Genomic DNA, 15728 nt, shown 5'->3' on the forward strand with positions numbered 1-15728 from the left:
GTCACCATTCCCCATTGTTAGTTTCCTCAACGATAGGTACATAAACGGTGACGACACTTCCTGACCCATTCGGCGCGTCCGCGACACGGAGATGGCCGCCGATACGGCGAACGACGGTCCGGACCAACCAAAATCCCAGTCCGCTTCCGTGGACGAGGTCCGTCTCCTCACCGTGTCGTAGCACCGCGCGTTCGTGATCCGGAATTCCGGGACCCTCGTCGGTGACACATATCTTCACCCAGTTGCCGTCAACGCGTGACGCATCAATGCGGACTTCGGGGCTGTCGCAACTGGTGTGTTTGACGCCGTTCTCGCAGAGTTCGTCGATCACGGCACTGAGGCGGGAGGAGACGTGGACATCAGCGACTTGCTGTTCGATCTGAATCGTCGCGTCGGGCCATCCCATCTCCACCGCTGTCTGTACCTCGTGGAGGAGTTTCGGCAGGTGTGCAGACCGGTCGGTCGTCTCCTCGAACAGCCGTTCTATCTCCGTCGCTTTCTCCGTCAACGACAGCCACCGTTCGACAGCCCGCCCGACGACGTTCGCAGACTCCACGACGGATTCGTCGTCGTGTTGTGCGAGCATCTCGGCGTGTCCGTGCAAGACGTTCAGATCGTTGCGGATGTTGTGGCGCATCACCCGGTTGAGGACGTTTACATGTTGTTCGCGCCACTTCTGTTCTGTCACATCGACGTAGACAGCGACCACACCAACCACCTCGCCATCAACTCGTCGAGGCGTCGCACGCACGACGGTCGAAATGACGTTTCCGTCGGCGGTGAGAAAGTCTCGTTCTTCCCGGTCGTAGTCGCCGCGCCGCGCCCGTTCGTACCCTCCGTGAAGGTGGTTCGCCGCGGATTCAGCGGTGTAAAACTCCGTGACGCGGCGGCCGATAACCGACTCGTAGTCATAGCCGAGTCGCTCAAGGAATCGGTCGTTACAGTCTTCGATCACGGGAACGCCGTCTTCGTCGGGACGAGTCACAACAACCAGGACCGGCAGATACGCGAACGGGTCCTCTTCTACCTCCTCAACCAATCGTCCCGTGTCCATTCGTTGTCCCAACCTAGAAACATCGAATATTCAATCTTTCCCGATAGTCAACATTACGTGAGTATCGTACACACGGATCGTGAGGGCGCTGGCGGCAATTCGAGCTGAGATGAGTAACCCACGTAGTTTTTAATACCCCAGTGTGTAGCCCCAACTACCGATACACCCGCGGGTAAGTGCGATGGCCTTGTGTCATCGCACGCGGGGCCGACGACCGACGCGCTGTAAGATGCCGGGGCCGTTCAGTCCCGTGACGCAACTCGTCGATTTGGGACGGGTTCGACACCCGCGGGGCGTTTCAGTGAGCACCTTCGCCACGTTGTGGCTTTCAATGCTCGGAAAACCATGGAAATCGAAATTGCAACCATAGGCGGTTACGAAGAAGTCGGTCGTCAGATGACGGCGGTTCGCGCGGGCGATGACGTCGTTGTCTTCGACATGGGCCTGAACCTGAGTCAGGTCCTCATCCACGACAACGTGGAGACCGAAAAGATGCACAGCCTCGACCTGATCGACATGGGCGCGATCCCTGACGACCGGGTCATGTCCGACCTCGAAGGTGACGTGAAGGCCATCGTGCCCACGCACGGTCACCTCGACCACATCGGCGCCATCTCGAAACTGGCCCACCGCTACGATGCACCCATCGTGGCATCCCCGTTCACCATCGAACTGGTCAAACAGCAGGTCGAAGGGGAGAACAAGTTCAACGTCGGCAACGACCTCGTGAAGATGGAAGCCGGCGAGATGATGTCCATCGGCGACTCCGGAAACGTCGAACTGGAATTCGTCCACGTCACACACTCCATCATCGACGCGATCAATCCGGTTCTCCACACGCCGGAGGGAGCCATCGTCTACGGTCTCGACAAGCGGATGGACCACTCGCCGGTCCTCGAAGACCCCATCGACATGAAGCGGTTCCGCGAGATCGGCCGTGAGGGTAACGGCGTTCTCGCGTACATCGAGGACTGTACGAACGCCGGTCGGAAGGGCCGCACGCCCTCGGAGTCCGTCGCGCGCAAGCACCTCGAAGACGTTATCCGGTCGGTCGAGGACTACGACGGCGGTATCGTGGCGACGACGTTCTCGTCGCACGTCTCCCGTGTGTCCTCTATTGTCGAGTTCGCCAAGGACATCGGCCGTCAGCCAGTGCTTCTCGGTCGCTCGATGGAGAAGTACTCCGGGACGGCTGAACGACTCGGCTTCGTGGACTTCCCCGACGACGTGGGCATGTACGGCCACCGTAAGTCCGTTGACCGGACGTTCAAGCGCATCATGAAGGAGGGCAAGGAGAACTTCCTTCCCATCGTCACCGGCCACCAGGGTGAGCCGCGTGCGATGCTCACCCGGATGGGCCGCGGCGAGACGCCCTACGAAATCGAGAACGGTGACAAGGTCATCTTCTCGGCGCGAGTCATTCCGGAGCCGACGAACGAGGGCCAGCGTTACCAGTCCGAGCGGCTCCTGAAGATGCAGGGCGCGCGTATCTACGACGACATCCACGTCTCCGGCCACCTTCGTGAGGAGGGCCACTACCAGATGCTCGACGCACTGCAACCGCAACACGTCATCCCGGCCCACCAGAACCTCAAGGGCTTCTCGCCGTACGTGGACCTCTGTGAGTCGCAGGGTTACGACATGGGGCGCGACCTTCACGTCACCCGTAACGGCAACATGATTCAACTGGTGGAGTGAGATGAGTTCGGAAGCGACGGAGGAACGGGTGCTGGACGCGGTCAAAGCGCGGCGTGAACTCGTCAACGACGCGCTGGACGAGGACGTGCCGATGGCAGACCCAGAGCGACTGTACGAGGCGACGCGCTACCTCTTGGAGGCTGGCGGGAAACGTCTTCGTCCGACGGTAACGCTGCTTACCGCAGAGGCACTCGCGGACGCCGAACCGCTCTCGGAGGACTATCGGTCGTTCCCAGCGCTGGACGGTGCCGACATCGATGTGATGGCCGCCGCGGTGAGCATCGAGGTCATCCAGTCGTTCACGCTCATCCACGACGACATTATGGACGACGACGACCTCCGTCGTGGCGTCCCCGCAGTCCACAAAGAGTACGACACCGAGACGGCCATCCTCGCGGGCGACACACTCTACGCGAAGGCGTTCGAGTTCATGACCCAGACGGGTGCGGACCCGCAGAACGGACTCGAAGCAGTGCGTCTGTTGGCAACCACCTGTACCAAAATCTGCGAGGGGCAGGCGCTGGACGTGGAGTTCGAGCGCCGGACCGAGGTGTTGCCCGACGAGTATCTGGAGATGGTCGAACTGAAGACGGCCGTTCTCTACGGTGCGGCAGCCGCGACAGCCGGGGTGCTGATGGGTGCCGACGACGAGACAGTCGAAGCGCTCTACCGGTACGGTATCGACTCCGGGTGTGCGTTCCAGATTCAAGACGACGTACTCGACTTGACTGTTCCGTCCGAGAAACTCGGCAAACAACGCGGGTCGGACCTCGTCGAGAACAAGGAGACGCTCATCACCTTGCACGCGCGCCAACAGGGCGTTAACGTGGAGGACCTCGTCGCCGCGGATACTGTCGAGGGCGTCACCGAAGACGACATCGACGCCGCTGTGGCGGAACTGAACAAGGTCGGTTCCATCGACTACGCCCGCGATAAGGCACAGGAACTCACCGACAGAGCGAAACGCCACCTCGAAGTCCTTCCGGACAACGACGCGCGGTCGCTCTTGGCAGATATTTCGGACTATCTCATTAGTCGCGGCTACTAACTGCGTCCCTCGCGGGGCGTTCGTTTGCAACGCTCGATAGCGCTCCGCTTTTCGAACGTGAATCCGCGAAAGCGATATATACTGACCATGCTAATATTTGTCGTACCCCTACCCGTGCGCCCACACGGCGGGCATTGGAGTGCCGGTCGGGCTTTGGACGGTACTCGGTGTGCCCAAATCCGGGCTTGTTTTTAGGCGGCGTGCGGAAGCAGAGGGTAATGGACGACGACTTACGAGAGCGCGTCGAGCGAGAGGCGGAGAAACACGCCCTCCTCAACGCGGTCAAGTACGAGAGCGACGCCGATGTGGGCGCGGTCATGGGACCACTCATGGGCGAGAACCCCGACTTCAGACCGCACGGTGACGAGATTCCGGGCGTTGTGGGCGGCGTCGTCGCTCGCGTGAACGACCTTCCGACCGAGAAAAAGCGCGACCGACTGGAGGAGTTGGCCCCCGAGGAACTCGCGGAGATGGAGGCCGAAGCAGAGGCGGACGACCAGATTCTACCGGACCTGCCGAACGTCGAAGAGTACGACGAGGTGCGAATGCGCGCGGCACCCAACCCGAACGGCCCGTGGCACATCGGCCACGCGCGGATGCCCGCCGTCATCGGGACGTACAAGGACCTTTACGACGGGTCGTTCATCGTCCGCTTCGACGACACCGACCCCGAAACGAAGCGCCCCGACTTAGACGCCTACGATGCCATCTTGGAGGACGTAGAGTACCTCGGCTTCGAACCGGACGAGGTTCTGAGAGCCTCCGACCGGGTCGAGACGTACTACGACCACGCCCGAGAGATCATCGAGATGGGTAAGGCGTACACCTGTTCGTGTTCGGGTGAGGACTTCTCGGAGTTGAAGAACGCAGGCGAACCGTGTCCGCATCGCGATAAAGACCCCGAGACGACCCGCGAGGAGTTCGAGGCGATGATCGACGGCGAGTACTCCTCCGGCGAGATGGTCCTCCGCATCAAGACCGACATCGAACACAAGAACCCCGCCCTGCGCGACTGGGTGGCGTTCCGGATGGTTGACACGCCGCACCCGCGCGAGGAGGCGGCGGACTACCGGTGCTGGCCGATGCTCGACTTCCAGTCCGGCGTTGACGACCACCTGACGGGCGTCACGCACATCATCCGCGGCATCGACTTGCAGGACTCCGCAAAGCGCCAAGGGTTCCTCTACGACTACTTCGGCTGGGAGTATCCCGAAGTCGTCCACTGGGGCCACGTGCAGGTGGACGCCTACGACGTGAAGATGTCCACTTCGACGCTCAAGGAGAAAATCGAGGCCGGCGAACTCGACGGCTGGGACGACCCGCGCGCACCAACCCTCAAGAGCCTCCGACGCCGCGGTATCCGCGGGTCGGCCATCGTGGATGCGATGCTCGAACTCGGCACCTCCACCTCCGACGTGGACCTGTCGATGTCGGCCATTTACTCGAACAACCGCGATATCGTGGACGACGAGGCAGACCGCTACTTCCTCGTGCGCGACGGTGAGCGATTCGCCGTCGAAGGCGGACCGGACGCCGGTCATCCGGCGCTTCACCCCGACCACGAGGACCGCGGCGACCGGACCGTTCCGGCGACGGACGGCGTCCGCATCGAATCCGCGGACGTGCCCGCTTCGGGCGAACGCGTCTGGCTGAAAGGATACGGGTGCGTCCGCCGCGAGGACGACGCCCTCGTCCACACCGACGACACCATCGAAGCGGTTCGCTCCGGCGACGTGGACGTGATTCACTGGGCACCCGCCGAGGACAACGTCGCCGTCCGAATGCGGACGATGGAGGGCGACGTGACCGGTGTCGCCGAACCCGACTTCGCCGACACGGAGACCGACGACGTGGTGCAGTTCGAGCGCATCGGGTTCGTCCGCGTCGATAGCCACGACAGCGATGCCCGCGACGCGGACGACGAGTCCGTCGTCTACTGGTCGCACAAATAAGCGGACGATGACCCGACTGGTGGACCTCACGCGACCGGTCGAAACCGGGATGCCGACGTATCCCGGCGATCCCGACGTGGCCGTGACACCGCATGCGACGCAGGAAGCGGACGGCTACCGCGTCTCTCGTCTCGAACTCGGGACGCACACCGGGACGCACATCGACGCCCCGGCGCACACCGAACGCGACGGCGCGACGCTCGATTCGTTCGACGCCGAGCGGTTCCGCTTCGATGCGCGTCTGGTAGACTGTCGCGGCGTCGGCGCGAACGAGGCCATCGGTTCCGAAGCAGTCCCCGAAACGGATGCGGAGATGCTCGTCTTCCGCACCGGGTGGGAAGCCGAATGGGGGACCGACCGGATGACCGAGCATCCGTATCTCGCGCCGGAGACAGCCGAACGGTGCGCTGACGCCGGATACCATGTCGGCATCGACGCGCTCAGTCCGGATCCAACGGGCGGGAACGAAGCGAGCGACGGCGACGCGGACGGCCACAGCGACGAGTCGGGTGTCCCAGCCCACCACGCACTCCTTGGTGCCGGACTGCTAATCGTCGAAAATCTCACTAACCTCGGCGCGGTGCCAGAACGGTTCGAGTTACTCGCGCTCCCGTTGTGTGTGGACGCCGACGGCGCGCCCGTGCGGGCCGTCGCGCGAGTGTAACTGCGGCGCTCACGGGTCTCGGTCGAGCGGCCGCGACATTATCACGATTCCAATAGAGAGTCCGGCCAGTGCGACCAACGAGGATATGAGCCAGGCGGCGTCGAAGGCAGTAGCCATCCAGATCGCAAAGACGACGAGGAGAATTGCAAACAGGAGGACATCGGTTGAACGGGACATGTGGCTGCATTCTGTCCCATTCATGTGAATTGTACTGCATTTCCTCCGTCAGAAGACGACGGTGCCGACGAGAACGACGAGTATCGATCCGGTGAGAAGGATCTGCACCACCGTCGAGGCGAGGACGCCGACGGTGGTGTAGAGGGCGATGCGTGCGCTCGCCTCGGGATTGTCGTTCCGATAGAACTCCACGGCGAACACGGTCGCGGCGAGGCCGAGGAGAAATCCGAGAGGGCCGGTGACGAAGAGAAGGACGAAGCCGACGAGTGCGCCGACAGCGGTCGTCAGCGACGACGCACCGCCCGCCCGCGCGGCGATCACACCGCCGAAGTAGTCGATGATGACGGTCACGAGGCCGACGAGGACGAGCGCGGCGAGTACCAGCAGCGACGGTTCGGAGTAGCCGGTTGACCACCAGTAGAGAAGCACGCCCGCGACGGAGACGAGTGCGCCCGGAACGAGCGGAACGACGACGCCGATGACACCGACGACTGCGAGACCGATTGCGAGGAGGGCAACGGGGTCCATGGGCCACCTTCTCCCGGCGGATAGATATATCCGGTGCCCGGCGCGGTCCGTAGGTTTAAGCGCGCACGCAATGTTACCACACACCATGCCGATAGATCCGAATTTCGAGACGAACTGCAAGCCAGTCGATGAAGAAGACGGCGTGACAGTGTGGGGACCGGTAGACCCACCAGAGAAACTCGGTATCCACGGGACACACGTCGCGGTAGACTTCGACATCTGCATCGGAGACGGCGCGTGCCTCGAAGACTGCCCGGTAGACGTGTTCTCGTGGGTCGATACGCCCGGCCATCCCGAGTCAGAAGTGAAAGTTCAACCCGCCCGCGAGGACCAGTGTATCGACTGTATGCTCTGCGTAGACGTGTGTCCGGTTGACGCGATTGACGTAGACCCCGGCCGTGCGGGTCGCGTCTGAACGCTGTCCGCTCATTCTATCGACAACAATTGTTAAGGAATCAGCAACTCTCCCCAATAGTAGTGGTGAGTCAACAATGGACACACTTGTGCTGACGAAGGGCGTCCCCGATTTCCGCGAGGGAAAAGTCTCGTTCGACGAGGACGGGCACCTCGAACGCGGAAAGACGCCGACAGTGATGAACCCAAACGACGAACACGCTTTGCAGGCGGCGTTGCAGACGCGCGTTCAACACGGCGGGAATGTCGCTGTGATGAGCATGGGTCCGCCGGGATACAAGGACGTACTACAGGAGGCGATGGAGTCAGTGTACGCCGACGAACTCTTCTTAATCTCTGACCGTGAGATGGCCGCTGCCGATACGTGGGCGACAGCGATAACGCTCAGCGCCGCTATTGAGGAGATGGGCGTTCCCGACCTCATCTTTGCGGGGTTCAAGACGGCAGACGGGGAGACGGGCCACACCGGTCCGCAGACGTGTTGGTGTCTCGATATGCCGTTGATAACCCACGTCGTCGCGCTCGACGTTGACGAGGATGCGGGCCGCGTCCGCGCGAAGCGACTGGTCGAAGGCGACATCTCGGAGATGGAGACGGTGGAGACAGATCTCCCGGCGTTCATCGTCGCCGACCCCGAGTTCGACCCGTCGTATCGAACCGCTCGACACCGACTCACGTTGAAGGACCTCCGCGAAACGGCGCGCGAACGTGCTGCGGAGTTCGAAGACGTGCTGACCGTCTGGGACCACGCCGACATCAACGTTGATCCCGACTACATCGGTCTCGACGGGTCGCCAACAATCGTCTCTTCGGTGGACCCGATTCCGAAGCCCCCGGCTGAACGGGAGGCGACGATGGTGGACCCCGAGGACGCCGACGCGATGCAATCAGTCGTAGACGAGATGCGTCCGCTTGCGAGCGATGTCGCGGCCGCGGGGGGTGACTGACCGTGACCGACTTCGACCCGACCAAGTACGACATCTCCGAACTCGGCCCAGCGATTAAAGATATAGACGACCCCGACGAACTCCGCGAGATTCTGGACGCCGAGAAGGACGGTGAGAATCGCGCGGGCGCAATCGCGCTCATCGAGAGTCGCATCGAGAAATTCGAAGAGGACGGCGAGGAGGAGATTGGAGAGATAGACCTCTCGACGATGTCGGCCGCAGAGGTGGGCAACGCCCTCCAGAACATCGACGACGTAGAGGAACTCGAACGACTCCTCGAAGAGGAATCTGAGGGAGAAGACCGCGACTCGGTGAGTCGCCTCATTCAGCGCCGACTCGACGCCGTGCAGGGAAGCGAGGAGGAAGAAGAGACGGAGATAGACGACCGGCCGCCGGAAGAACGGCACCCGGACCTCTCGCATCCGACGCGGGACAAGCGGCACGTCCGCGCGCTTCGCGGCGGGACCTACCGCGACATGTGGGTGTACTGTGAGACGCAGGCGGGCGAACTCGTCTCTGTCGCCAAGGAAATGCTCGGGAAGGCCCGGCAACTGATGGACGACTACAACGCGGAATATCCAGACGAGGACGACGAACGGGTCGTCGCAGTACTCGTCGGCGACGACGTGAAGACGCACGCAGACGACGTTATCGCTCTCGGTGCTGACGTGGTCGTCGTTCACGAGGACGAACGCCTCGCGCGCTTCCAACACAAGCCGTACACCGAAATCGTCTCCGACATGGCCCGTGCCGGTGCGACGCACGAGGATGGGGAAGTCATCGGCGGCCGCGACGAGGAGTGGCGCGACTACGACAAACCAAGATACGTCCTCTTCCCGGCGACGAACAACGGCCGTGACCTCTCTGCCCTCGTGCAGGCGGAACTGGACTCGGGTCTCGCAAGCGACTGTTCGGGTCTGTTCATCGACGAAGAGGTCATCTCGAATCCGGTGAAGACCGGTGCCGCTGGCGAGAAGCGGACGTTCGAGCGCGTCCTACATATGAAGCGTCCCGATTTCTCGGGGTTCGAGTACTCGACCATTCTCTGTCTGGACAACCCGCGGCGTGAGTTCCATCCGCAGGGAGCGTCCGTCATTCCCGGCAGTTTCGAGGTTCCCGACCCGGACCCCGAACGAGAGGGACTGATCGTAGACCACGAACTCGAACTGGACGACGAATGGTTCCGCGTCGCCGTCACCGACCACGACAGACTGGATGAGGGCGTAGACCTCTCGGGACACGACGTGGTGGTTGCCGTCGGTCGCGGCATCGGTGACGATCCGACCCGCGGGATGGAGTTGGCTCTCGAACTCGCGGACGCGTTCGAGGACGCCGATGTCGGCGTCACGCGTGGCATCGTCACCGGGTCGTACTCGTTCGATGCGCACGTCGAGCAGTACACCCAAGAGGAACGACAGATCGGTGAAACCGGACAGGTCGTCGCGCCGGAACTGTACGTTGCGGCGGGCATCTCCGGCGCAATCCAGCACAAAGTCGGGATGGACGAGTCGGAGACGGTTGTCGCCATCAACACCGACCCCGAGGCACGCATCCGCGACTTCTCCGATTACTTCATCGAGGGCGACCTGTTCGAGGTGCTTCCCGAACTGACCGAGGCGGTGAAAAGCGGCTCGTTCGAGTTCGGCACCGCCGCCGAAGAGGCAGCGACGGACGGCGGCGCACAGACAGGCAGCGACATAGAGACAGACGGTGATGGGCGGTCTGATGGGAGTGAGCGACGATGACAGAACACGAACACTACGAGGCAGTCGTCGTCGGGGCGGGACCCGGCGGGGCCGCGGCGGCGGCGACGCTCGCGCGATACGGTATCGAAACGTTGGTTCTCGAACGCGGCGTCGAAGCCGGGTCGAAGAACGTCTCCGGCGGTATTATTTACGGCGAGCAGTCCGCGCCGGTAACCATCGACGATCTGTTCCCGGACTTCCGCGAGGAAGCCGTAGAGCGTCCTGTGACGCGCTACTACCTCCACAACGTCGCTGGCGACAAAGTGGAGACGATGGATCTGACGGACCTGCACGAACACGACACCGAGTGGGCCGACGCCGTTCTCCGCCGGAAGATGGACTCGTGGTTAGAAGACCGAGTCCACGAGATGGCTCGCGAGACGGGCGGCGGTCTGTTAACCGGCGTCCACGTGAACGGATTACTCCGCGACGGCCACGGCGAGATTATCGGCGTCACGACGGACGAACTCGAACCGCTGGAGGCGGACGTGATAATCGCCGCTGACGGCGTCAACTCCGAGCTAGCGCGCGATGCGGGCCTGATGGACTGGGATGACCCCGAGGAGTGGTTCCAAGGCGTGAAGGCCGTCGTGGACCTGCCCCCGGAGACAGTGAACGACCGATTCGCGCTGGAAGAAGACGAGGGTGCCGCCCACCTGTTTTCCGGTGACCTGTTCAGCGACGTTCGCGGCGGCGGCTTCCTCTACACGAACCGCGATTCGTTGTCGGTCGGGACGGTGTTCCACCTCGATAGCCTCGTGGCCGAACAAGCCGAACCGCACGAACTCTTAGACGCCCTGTTGACGCATCCACTCTTGGCGCAGTGGTTGGATGACGACTATCACGAACGCGAGTACGCCGCGAAACTCGTCCCTGACTCGAAGAAAGTAGCGCTCCGGAAACCGTACGCAGAGCGTCTGCTCCTCGTCGGTGACGCCGCGGGGCAGATGCAGGCACAGGGACCGATCATCAAGGGGATGAACCATGCCGTCACCGCGGGCGCACTCGCCGCCGAGGCGTTCGCACAGGCGAAAGGCCGCAACAAGCCCGATCAAGCAGGAAAACTGTACGCGCAGAAACTCCGCGAGGAGGGCGTGATGAGCAAACTGCGGCCGCGAGGATACGACCTCGTGCGGACACTCGGCGAGCGCGACGATGTGACGAACGTCGTAGACTCTGTTCTCAGTTCGCGTCTCGGCCGACTCGGCATCCGCGCTCTCAGCGGCGGCCTCGAACGACTGTACGGATCACCGCGGTTGGCCGCTATCGTGCCCGACACGCGAACGCCGTACGTGACGCTTCCGACGGTCATCGCCGAGGAACTCGGAACGCACATCGCCGAGACGAATCACGTCGAACCGCCGAGTCTGGAAGAACGCATCGGCGAGTTGACGTACGATACCGACGTTGGAAATCCCCACATCGTCTTGCGCGATGACTCTTACGAAGCGAGCGGGGCGGCCGTTACCGCCTGTCCGGTGAGCGCCGAGGACTTCGGCGGCGGATGCTACCGCGACGAGTTCATTCGGACCAATGGCGAGCAAGAACACGTCGTGAGCCTCGACACGCAACCTTGCGTGGAGTGTGGGACGTGCGCCATCGTCGCTGATACCGACTGGACTCACCCAAGAGGTGGGAAGGGAGTGGCGTTCGAGGACGGATGACTGACGACGCGGCCGGTGAGTCCGAGCGTTCGGACGAAGACAGTAGACACTCGGCGTACTACGAACAGATCCGCTCGCTGGCGGCCGACGCGCGGGCCGAACGACGGCGGTTCGAAGCACCGTCGGACGCGACGGCCGAGGAGCGTGCGCTCTCGTACGTCCGAGGGGGTGTCGCACCAGTGACAGGCATCTACGTGGAGGGTCACACCGGTGGCGAACACACCCGCTTCTCACAGACGGAACTCGACTTGCTGCACCGAGCGCTGAACGACTGGCTGTCGTTGTACGCTCGGTGCTACGGTGTCGCTGTTGACCCGGACGCGACAGTTCGGACCGCGGCGGAGATACTCCTCCAAACGCACGACGCCCGTGCTGTCGCCAGATTACTCACCGACGCACCGCCGCGACGGTGAGGGCGACGAATAAACATGTCAGAAAAAGCGGGAAAGGATTAACTTTTGATAGATGGTAACACAGGTCATGGATGTAACGGAGACGCTCACGTTCGACCACGCAGACCGCAAAGACATCTACGACTACATCGAGAGCCACGGTATCGTCCGCGAAGACGAAGTCAGGCGAGCGCTCAACTTCGAACCGGCCGCGTTAGGGGCACACCTGACAGTACTCCGACGAGACGGGTACATTCGAAAAGTAGGCGACAAAGTGCAGGTCGCCTACGAGGAGGAAGACGCGCGGATGTTTGAGGCGGAAGACGGAACCGAGTGTACCATCCGAACCGCCCAACAGGTCGATTTGGACGCTCTCGTGGACGCGATCAAGGAAGTCGCGGAGGAAGGGACGTATATCGAAGCCGAGACCGTCGGCGACATGATCGATCACGAGGAGGTCATCCTCCGGCACAACAAGGTACAGTCCCGGATGGTGTTCGTCGCCACCGTCGAAGACGAACTCGCCGGGTGGGTCCATCTCGATCTCCCCGAGACCGGAAAACTCCGACACACTGCTGTTCTCACCGTCGGAGCGCGGGCGAAGTTCCGCGGAAAAGGTATCGGGAGTCGCCTTCTCGAACGCGGCGTCGAGTGGGCGGAGGAACACGGTTTCGAGAAATTGTACAACTCCGTCCCCGCGACGAACGAGGAGGCTATCAGTTTCCTCAAAGATCACGGGTGGGAGACTGAGGCGGTCCGTGAGGACCACTACAAGATCGATGACGAGTACGTAGACGAGGTGATGATGGCCGTCAGGCTTCGCTGACCGGATATCACCAGTTGTCGTCGCCCCCGTCCAACGGTTCGGCGACGACGCCATCCTGCTGGACGAGTACTCGCGCGTGGCCCGCACAGACGTCTCTGTCCGCATCCCACGGTACGTAGATTCGGACCGCCGCCCTCTCCTCACATCCCGATTCCGCACACGAGTTCATGCGTCGAGCAACGGCACCGAGTGACTTCGGCGTATCGCCCGACAGCTATGTCTGCTCGAACCGCTGCCGTTCCGTCTCGACGGCCGCGACGTCCGAGCCGTAGCGTTCTACGAGAGAGACGGACGCGTCTCCGAGTGCCTTCATCGCGTTTCGCGTCGAGTGGTAGTCGAGTTCGTCAGCGACAGTCGCCCACGGGTTCCCCTGCAACACTTTCCTGACGAGTAGTCGCTCCGCTTCGGGCGAACAAGGCGAATCGTTGTCGTTCAGCGCGCGGTGTGCCAGCGTCCGAAAGGCGTCGGGCGCGGTGGTGTACATCCCCGGCCCGAACGATGCACCGACGACGACGCGCCACTCGCGGTCCGTGAGTTCGACCGGCGGCGAGGCGTCGCAAGCGCGAATCGCCGCACGGACCACGTCGGGGTCGGCGTCACTCAGCGGGTCCGAGAGGACGCCCGGCATCCTGTCGAGGAACCATCCAGCGTGTCTGTCGTGGAGTCGTTGCCCCGCCTCGGTAAGTGGGTTGAGCATCAGCGCGGAGTACTCGCCGCTGGTTTCGTTACGCGTCGTCGAGAAATGGACGGTCGAGTAGCCGTTGTCGTCCCAAAAGGAGAGTAGTTCAGGCGTCGCGCCGTATCCGACGCCGAGATAGTCCACGTCCGCGTTTCCATCCCCTTTCGCTTCCTTCTCCGCGTGAATCTCCGAGAGCAGACGGGAACCGAGTCCGGACGACCGGACGGCGTGGTGGGTGGCGATGCGCATGACGCGGTAGCCGATTGGTGCCGCGGCGTCCTCATCGCGGAGTTGACTCGTGAACACGTCCGGAAGCATATTTCCGCGAACCCGCTCCCCTTCGTACATCGACCGGCGTGTCTCTGCGTCAAGGCCGCCTTCGCGTGCGAGGAGAGCGACGCTGACGACGTGGCCGTCGTGCATCAGTGCGCGGCACTCGAGGTTCGGTGCGTCCAAGAGACGGGCTAAGTCGTCCGGTTCGGTCCGGTAGTGCGCGAGGACGAGGAGACCGAATACCTCGCGTAGGAGGTGTTCGTCGCTGGCCAGTTCGTCTGCGGAGAGTGCGCGGTACTCGGTCGATTCGGGTGCCGCATCTGTGACGAGTGGAGATACGGCCGGCCGGGCATCGAGGAGGAGTGTACGGAACGCCCACGTTTCTACCGGATCACTGCGGGCGTAGCGGATTGGTTCGTCCATCTGCACATCAGTCACCGACAGGTCGCTCTCGGCCAGACGGTCGCGGAATCGGACGGAGAACCCTCGACCCGCGCCCTCGTAGCCGTGGACAGTGGTGAAAAAGCCAGCCGACGGCGCATCTGCGAACGCGGCGAGGAGGCGAACCGGAACAGCCGCCGCCTCGTCCACGAGAAGCACGTCGGGGTCGTCGGGACGTGTTGCGGCCGTCGGCGGGTCGGTAAAGCGGATGCGGCCACCGCCTCTTGCGCTGACGACGTGCGCCTCCTCGTCGTGTGAGCCGAACGTCCCTGTCTCACGAAGGAGTTCAATCGCGCGGGCGAAGACTTCGCGCGCGTTTCCGTACGCGGGAGCCGTCACGAGAACGTCCCGTCCATCCGCTGCGAGACTCCCGGCAGCGAGACCGGCGGCACTCGACTTCCCGCGTCCTCTGTCGGCTTCGACGACGACTGCCTCCCCGGCGTTACGAAGGCGTTCGAGGGCGGCGAGTGTACGCGATTGGTCGGCCGTGAGACAGGCGTCGTAGGCCGCACGCGGATACGTATGGCCGTGTGGCGGTGACGGAGTGTGGTCGTCGCGACCGGGCGGAGCGTCCACGGAGCCATTTCGTTCGACAGTATCCGTATCAAGGTTTACAACGGCGACACCGGGATGCGTCCTGAGCGTCTCTACAAGGCGCGTTCGGAAGCGGCCACCCACGTCGGAGACTGAAACTGGTGGGACGGCGAGCGATTCCTCGAACGAGCCGTCCGTCTCGGGCCATTCGTCAAGGGGCGGCGCAAGAAGGACGAACAGGCCGCCACCATCTACGACGCCTGCGAGGCGACCGAGGACGTTCGGTGAGAACTCCTCGTGAGCGTCGCAGACGACGACCGTTCGGGTCGTTCCAAGAAGCGTCCGGGCGTGTTTTGGGCGCACGCGTTCGAAGCGGAACCCCTCGCGTGCGGTGACAAACGCCACTTCGTCGTCAGGCACGTCAGCACCGTCGAGGACATCGAACGCGGCGTCGATACCGGCGTCGCGGTCACCGGCGAGGACGAGGAGTCGCCGCTGATTTGTGTCTCGTGCCGCCGTCCGGAGGTCGGCCGCGAGTGCGGCGAGGTTCATACCCGGCGTTGGGCAGGGGTAAGTAAGGTACTTTCCGCTCGTGTTCGGTGGACTTCCACGACGACGTGAACGTCCCGAGAACGTGCGTGCGGGCACGTGGCATGGGAGGAAAGCATTGAAAGCGTTTTTATGGGGTCCTG

At 62.7% G+C, this 15728-nt stretch carries 15 protein-coding genes; 10 read left to right on the plus strand and 5 right to left on the minus strand.

Annotated elements, in window-relative coordinates; genetic code table 11:
* Nucleotide 1 precedes the first annotated feature (1 nt).
* On the minus strand, nucleotides 2-1054 hold the full coding sequence (locus HBOR_RS05750) for a PAS domain-containing sensor histidine kinase (protein WP_006054006.1): 1053 nt from the start codon (nucleotides 1052-1054) through the stop codon (nucleotides 2-4).
* 345 nt (nucleotides 1055-1399) lie between these two features.
* Here HBOR_RS05750 and HBOR_RS05755 point away from each other — a divergent pair, with 345 nt between their 5' ends.
* From HBOR_RS05755 to HBOR_RS05770, 4 genes are all read left to right on the plus strand, one after another.
* On the plus strand, nucleotides 1400-2752 hold the full coding sequence (locus HBOR_RS05755) for a ribonuclease J (RefSeq protein ID WP_006054007.1): 1353 nt from the start codon (nucleotides 1400-1402) through the stop codon (nucleotides 2750-2752).
* Nucleotide 2753: 1 nt separating this feature from the next.
* The gene (gene idsA3 / locus HBOR_RS05760) at nucleotides 2754-3800 is read left to right on the plus strand and encodes a geranylfarnesyl diphosphate synthase (RefSeq protein WP_006054008.1); all 1047 of its coding nucleotides are present in this window, start codon (nucleotides 2754-2756) and stop codon (nucleotides 3798-3800) included.
* A 218-nt stretch (nucleotides 3801-4018) separates the two neighbouring features.
* Complete coding sequence (locus HBOR_RS05765) at nucleotides 4019-5752, plus strand: glutamate--tRNA ligase (RefSeq protein ID WP_006054009.1); 1734 nt, start codon at nucleotides 4019-4021, stop codon at nucleotides 5750-5752.
* Between the two features lie 7 nt (nucleotides 5753-5759).
* A complete protein-coding gene (locus tag HBOR_RS05770) occupies nucleotides 5760-6416 on the plus strand; it encodes a cyclase family protein (RefSeq protein ID WP_006054010.1) in 657 nt (218 codons plus the stop codon).
* 9 nt (nucleotides 6417-6425) lie between these two features.
* Here the strand turns inward: HBOR_RS05770 and HBOR_RS19920 are convergent, their stop codons facing one another.
* Nucleotides 6426-6593, minus strand: coding sequence for a hypothetical protein (locus tag HBOR_RS19920; RefSeq protein ID WP_006054011.1), 168 nt, complete (start codon nucleotides 6591-6593; stop codon nucleotides 6426-6428).
* Between the two features lie 48 nt (nucleotides 6594-6641).
* Nucleotides 6642-7121 carry a DUF456 domain-containing protein gene (locus HBOR_RS05775; RefSeq protein WP_006054012.1) on the minus strand — a complete coding sequence of 160 codons (480 nt, stop codon included), beginning with the start codon at nucleotides 7119-7121 and terminating at the stop codon, nucleotides 6642-6644.
* Between the two features lie 85 nt (nucleotides 7122-7206).
* Between HBOR_RS05775 and HBOR_RS05780 the strand changes: the two genes are divergently transcribed.
* The 6 genes from HBOR_RS05780 (at nucleotide 7207) to HBOR_RS05805 (ending at nucleotide 13109) form a co-directional block, all read left to right on the plus strand.
* A complete protein-coding gene (locus tag HBOR_RS05780; protein WP_006054013.1) occupies nucleotides 7207-7536 on the plus strand; it encodes a 4Fe-4S dicluster domain-containing protein in 330 nt (109 codons plus the stop codon).
* A gap of 76 nt (nucleotides 7537-7612) precedes the next feature.
* Nucleotides 7613-8482, plus strand: coding sequence for an electron transfer flavoprotein subunit beta/FixA family protein (locus HBOR_RS05785; protein ID WP_006054014.1), 870 nt, complete (start codon nucleotides 7613-7615; stop codon nucleotides 8480-8482).
* Nucleotides 8483-8484: 2 nt separating this feature from the next.
* The gene (locus HBOR_RS05790) at nucleotides 8485-10227 is read left to right on the plus strand and encodes an electron transfer flavoprotein subunit alpha/FixB family protein (protein ID WP_006054015.1); all 1743 of its coding nucleotides are present in this window, start codon (nucleotides 8485-8487) and stop codon (nucleotides 10225-10227) included.
* Complete coding sequence (locus tag HBOR_RS05795) at nucleotides 10224-11891, plus strand: FAD-dependent monooxygenase (RefSeq protein ID WP_006054016.1); 1668 nt, start codon at nucleotides 10224-10226, stop codon at nucleotides 11889-11891. Before HBOR_RS05790 ends, HBOR_RS05795 begins: the two co-directional genes overlap by 4 nt.
* Nucleotides 11888-12304, plus strand: coding sequence for a hypothetical protein (locus HBOR_RS05800; protein WP_006054017.1), 417 nt, complete (start codon nucleotides 11888-11890; stop codon nucleotides 12302-12304). Before HBOR_RS05795 ends, HBOR_RS05800 begins: the two co-directional genes overlap by 4 nt.
* 67 nt (nucleotides 12305-12371) lie before the next feature.
* Complete coding sequence (locus HBOR_RS05805; protein ID WP_006054018.1) at nucleotides 12372-13109, plus strand: GNAT family N-acetyltransferase; 738 nt, start codon at nucleotides 12372-12374, stop codon at nucleotides 13107-13109.
* A gap of 7 nt (nucleotides 13110-13116) precedes the next feature.
* On the opposite strand, the gene HBOR_RS19925 is transcribed toward HBOR_RS05805, so the two are convergent.
* Together HBOR_RS19925 and tmcA are read right to left on the minus strand one after the other, a co-directional pair.
* Nucleotides 13117-13278: a hypothetical protein gene (locus HBOR_RS19925; protein WP_006054019.1), complete on the minus strand. Its 162-nt coding sequence runs from the start codon at nucleotides 13276-13278 to the stop codon at nucleotides 13117-13119.
* Nucleotides 13279-13323: 45 nt separating this feature from the next.
* A complete protein-coding gene (gene tmcA / locus HBOR_RS05810) occupies nucleotides 13324-15588 on the minus strand; it encodes a tRNA(Met) cytidine acetyltransferase TmcA (RefSeq protein ID WP_006054020.1) in 2265 nt (754 codons plus the stop codon).
* Between the last annotated feature and the right edge of the window lie 140 nt (nucleotides 15589-15728).

The organism is Halogeometricum borinquense DSM 11551 (assembly GCF_000172995.2).
Classification (GTDB): Archaea; Halobacteriota; Halobacteria; order Halobacteriales; family Haloferacaceae; genus Halogeometricum; species Halogeometricum borinquense.

Excerpts from the sequence above, each read along its gene's own strand:
- HBOR_RS05750 (WP_006054006.1), bottom strand. The coding sequence starts at position 1,054 with ATGGACACGGGACGATTGGTTGAGGAGGTAGAAGAGGACCCGTTCGCG.
- HBOR_RS05755 (WP_006054007.1), top strand. The coding sequence starts at position 1,400 with ATGGAAATCGAAATTGCAACCATAGGCGGTTACGAAGAAGTCGGTCGT.
- idsA3 (WP_006054008.1), top strand. The coding sequence starts at position 2,754 with ATGAGTTCGGAAGCGACGGAGGAACGGGTGCTGGACGCGGTCAAAGCG.
- HBOR_RS05765 (WP_006054009.1), top strand. The coding sequence starts at position 4,019 with ATGGACGACGACTTACGAGAGCGCGTCGAGCGAGAGGCGGAGAAACAC.
- HBOR_RS05770 (WP_006054010.1), top strand. The coding sequence starts at position 5,760 with ATGACCCGACTGGTGGACCTCACGCGACCGGTCGAAACCGGGATGCCG.
- HBOR_RS19920 (WP_006054011.1), bottom strand. The coding sequence starts at position 6,593 with ATGTCCCGTTCAACCGATGTCCTCCTGTTTGCAATTCTCCTCGTCGTC.
- HBOR_RS05775 (WP_006054012.1), bottom strand. The coding sequence starts at position 7,121 with ATGGACCCCGTTGCCCTCCTCGCAATCGGTCTCGCAGTCGTCGGTGTC.
- HBOR_RS05780 (WP_006054013.1), top strand. The coding sequence starts at position 7,207 with ATGCCGATAGATCCGAATTTCGAGACGAACTGCAAGCCAGTCGATGAA.
- HBOR_RS05785 (WP_006054014.1), top strand. The coding sequence starts at position 7,613 with ATGGACACACTTGTGCTGACGAAGGGCGTCCCCGATTTCCGCGAGGGA.
- HBOR_RS05795 (WP_006054016.1), top strand. The coding sequence starts at position 10,224 with ATGACAGAACACGAACACTACGAGGCAGTCGTCGTCGGGGCGGGACCC.
- HBOR_RS05800 (WP_006054017.1), top strand. The coding sequence starts at position 11,888 with ATGACTGACGACGCGGCCGGTGAGTCCGAGCGTTCGGACGAAGACAGT.
- HBOR_RS05805 (WP_006054018.1), top strand. The coding sequence starts at position 12,372 with ATGGATGTAACGGAGACGCTCACGTTCGACCACGCAGACCGCAAAGAC.
- HBOR_RS19925 (WP_006054019.1), bottom strand. The coding sequence starts at position 13,278 with ATGAACTCGTGTGCGGAATCGGGATGTGAGGAGAGGGCGGCGGTCCGA.
- tmcA (WP_006054020.1), bottom strand. The coding sequence starts at position 15,588 with ATGAACCTCGCCGCACTCGCGGCCGACCTCCGGACGGCGGCACGAGAC.